The organism is Leucobacter soli (genome assembly GCF_042659205.1).
In the GTDB taxonomy this organism is placed as follows: Bacteria; Actinomycetota; Actinomycetes; order Actinomycetales; family Microbacteriaceae; genus Leucobacter; species Leucobacter soli.
The window spans coordinates 1-2974 of the sequence record NZ_JBHSRW010000262.1 but is presented as its reverse complement, the minus strand read 5'-3'; the positions used below and the strand labels follow the sequence as shown (position 1 = coordinate 2974).

Here is a 2974-nt window from a genome sequence, read left to right as displayed (position 1 = left end):
GATCGCACCGAGCGCCACGCGCGCCGCGGTCTCGCGCGCACTGGCGCGCTCGAGCACGGGGCGCGCCTCGTCGAAACCGTACTTCTGCATGCCCGTAAGGTCGGCGTGACCGGGACGGGGGCGCGTCAGGGCGGCTCCACGACCGCGGGAGCGCTCCCCGAGCTCGACCGGCTCGGCGCTCATCACCTCGACCCACTTGGGCCATTCGGTGTTGCCCACGCGGATCGCGATCGGCCCCCCGATCGTGCGGCCGTGCACCACCCCGCCCGAGAAGTGCAGCTCGTCCTGCTCGAACTTCATCCGCGAACCCCGGCCGTAACCGAGCTTGCGGCGCGCGAGGTCCTCGCGCACACCCTCCAACGAGACCGGTACGCCCGCGGGCATCCCCTCGAGCACGGCAATGAGTTCTGGGCCGTGGGATTCCCCGGCCGTGAGCCAACGAAGCATAAGGTCTATCCTCCCACATGCTCCGACCTGCTCCGGCGCGGGCGCCGCGCGAGCACCGCTCGCGTATCGGTCCGCGTATCAGGCCGCGACGGCGGCGCGCATGGCGGCCAGCACCTCGGCCTCGCGATCGAGCGGCCGATCGGGATCCCCGCCGACGAAGATCCGGATCTGCAGCAATGCCTGGTGCAGGAGCATCCCGAGCCCGCTGTGAGCCACCCCGCCGGCGGCGCGCCAGCGCTCGGCGAGCGGTGAGGGCCACGGATCGTAGGCCACGTCGAAGAGCGGGACCCGCAGCAGCGCCTCGGGCAGCCGGATCTCGCGCCCGACCGGTCCGGGAAGCGCGGAGACGACCAGGGTCGGAACGCCGTGCCGCGGATCGACCCGCGCCTCGGGCAGTGCGAGGTGCTCCGTGTGCGGGAGCACCGTCCCCGAGACGTGGAGCGCCTCGGGCGATCCCGGCTCGCGCGTCTCGCCGAAGCGGACCACCAGGTCGCTCACCGCCGAGGCGTTGCGCGCAACAACCTCGACGTGCCGTGCCCCGAGTCGGCGCACCGCGAGCACGGCCGAGACCGCCGTCGCGCCGGATCCGAGCACGATCGTGCTCGTGGCGTCGAGATCCGCTTCCCCGATCGCGGCGGCCAGGCCCCCGACGTCGGTGTTGAAACCCGCCCAGCGATCGCCGATCACCCGGAGCAGCGTGTTCACGACGCCGCTCTCCTCGGCCACGGGATCGAGCACCGCGGCAAGCCGACGCGCCTCCTCCTTGAGGGGCATCGTCAGCGAGAGTCCGCGCCATTCCTCGCCGCGCTCGACGAGCCAGCCCTCCAGGCGATCCTCCGCGCACTCGACGGCCTCGTACTCCCAGGGCAGGCCGAGCGCGCCGTAGGCCGCGAGGTGGAGCCGCGGTGAGCGCGAGTGCCCGATCGGCGAGCCGAGCACGGCGAGACGCGCGGGCCCGGGAACGGCGACGTCAGTCACAACGCGTCCCACCCTCGTCCCGGTGCGTCGTGCACCACTCGGCGAGGCGCTGCACGGCGACCTCATGCTCCTCCACGGTGTTCGAGAAGACCGTCTCCCCCGTTTCGAGGTTCACCGGCATGAAGAACAGCCACTCGCCATCGGCGGGGTTCACCGCGGCGTCGATCGCCACGTCTCCCGGCAGGCCGACCGGCCCGATCGGCAGGCCCGGATTCGCGTAGGTGTTGTACTCGTTCGACGCGTCCGCGCGCTCCTCGTCCGTCGTCCAGACCGTGTGGGTGTTGCCGGTGCCGTAGGCCACGGTCGCATCCGACTGCAGATTCATGCCGATATCGAGGCGGTTGAGGAACACCCGCGAGATCTTCGGGAAGTCGTCGAGGTCCGAACCGGCCTCGCGCTGCACGATCGAGGCGAGCGTGAGCACCTCCCAGGCCTCCTTCTTCTTCACGCCGTGCTCGTCGAGCGCCTGGAACATGCGATCCACCATCTTCTGGACCACGGTCTCGGCGGTATCCGTCGGCTCGAAGGTGTAGGTCGCCGGGAAGAGGAAGCCCTCGATCGAGGGGAACTTCTTCGGCACGCCGTAGTCCGAAGGCTTCTTCACCGCCTTCTTGAACTGCTTCATCGAGATCCCGGTGACTTCGGAGACGCGCTCCAGCGCGTCCATCGCGGCCATGCCCTCGGGCACGGTCACGGTCAATTGCACCTCGTTGTCGGGATCCTGCAGCGCGTCGAGTGCGGCCTGCGCGCTCATCCCCTTGCGCAGCGCGAACGAGCCGGGATGGAACTCGACCTGCGGATCCTGCGCGAGCAGCAGCTCGTAGAAGACCTGAGCGGATTTGACCACGCCCGCGTCGGCGAGCGTCGCGGCGATGGCCTCGCCGTACTCCCCCTCGCGGATCGTGACGATCACCTCGCCCTCGCCCCGACCCGTGTAGTCGTCGCTCGTCCAGCCCAGCGCCTGGGAGACGCGGTCGCCGTACTCGGACCAGAGGGCGGTCGCCGCGATGCCGAGGCCGGCGAGCAGCGCGAAGGTGACCCCCAGCGAGATCAGGATGCGGCGCAGACGCACGCGGCGCTTCTGCCGCAGCTCGGCGCGTGTCGGGCCGAGGCTCAGCGGGTCGGTCATTCTGGGGCACCCCCGTCAGGCTCTCCGTCGGTGTCGTGGATCTCCACTACCGTACCGGGTGCGTCTCCGAGCGACCGCTCCGTGTCGAGCGCGTGCTGCAGGATCACCACCGCGGCGGCCTGGTCGATGATCTGCCGCGACTGCTTCGTCCGGCGCCCGGCCTCGCGCAGCTGGCCCTGCGCCGACACCGTCGAGAGGCGCTCGTCGACGAGGCGGACCGGGATCGGCTCGGATCCGGATGCGGGATCCTCACGACGCCCGGCCGCGGTCGCCAGCCGTGCGGCGAACCCGTCGGCGTCCTCGGTCGAGGGCGTGCGGTGCCCGCTCAGGCCGAGTGGCAGCCCGACCACGATCTCGACCGCCTCGGTCTCGATTCCGAGCAGCGCGAGGAGGATCCCCCAGGCCCGTCGGGAGCGCAGC

The 2974-nt window shown here is 71.1% G+C and carries 4 protein-coding genes; all 4 read right to left on the bottom strand.

The features are described from left to right. A partial coding sequence (locus ACFPZL_RS11845) for a chorismate synthase (protein WP_382335553.1) occupies positions 1-447 on the bottom strand: 447 nt, incomplete at its 3' end. Between the two features lie 78 nt (positions 448-525). Further along, a complete protein-coding gene (locus tag ACFPZL_RS11840; RefSeq protein ID WP_236021611.1) occupies positions 526-1425 on the bottom strand; it encodes a shikimate dehydrogenase family protein in 900 nt (299 codons plus the stop codon). Beyond that, positions 1418-2554 carry an endolytic transglycosylase MltG gene (gene mltG, locus ACFPZL_RS11835; protein WP_218113674.1) on the bottom strand — a complete coding sequence of 379 codons (1137 nt, stop codon included), beginning with the start codon at positions 2552-2554 and terminating at the stop codon, positions 1418-1420. Before mltG ends, ACFPZL_RS11840 begins: the two co-directional genes overlap by 8 nt. Further along, on the bottom strand, positions 2551-2974 hold a 424-nt coding region (ruvX, locus tag ACFPZL_RS11830; protein ID WP_382335551.1), incomplete at its 5' end, for a Holliday junction resolvase RuvX. The genes ruvX and mltG, both read right to left, overlap by 4 nt.

Bases quoted from the DNA above. Each gene is read 5' to 3' on its own strand.
- mltG (WP_218113674.1), bottom strand. From the start codon at position 2,554: ATGACCGACCCGCTGAGCCTCGGCCCGACACGCGCCGAGCTGCGGCAG.